The organism is Catenulispora pinistramenti (assembly GCF_018274385.1).
GTDB classification, from domain to species: Bacteria; Actinomycetota; Actinomycetes; order Streptomycetales; family Catenulisporaceae; genus Catenulispora; species Catenulispora pinistramenti.
In genome coordinates, this window is sequence record NZ_JAAFYZ010000652.1 from 1 (window position 1) to 255 (window position 255).

At 73.7% G+C, this 255-nt stretch carries 1 pseudogene; it reads right to left on the reverse strand.

The window, feature by feature from the left end:
- A pseudogene (locus KGQ19_RS53695) lies at nucleotides 1-255 on the reverse strand (IS5/IS1182 family transposase); the annotation flags it as partial.

Below are 255 nucleotides of genomic sequence, written 5' to 3' on the forward strand. Positions count from 1 at the left end.
CGACCTCCGGCTCGAACGCGACGTGTGCCCGGAAACCCTCCTGGTGCCGGCTGCGGTTCTTGTGAATGTGTCGGGCGGCCGGGTCGACGGTGGAAACCGTCCGGTCCGGCACCGTGCGTTGCGCAATGCGCCACCGCCCGTCCCGGCCGTCCGAGCCCTCGGCCGGCTCGACGTCCTGCCCGGCCACCAGCGCCAGCAGCCCGACCGCGTCGGCGGCTCTCGGGCCCAACTCGGCCTCGGGTAGATGGCCCAGCA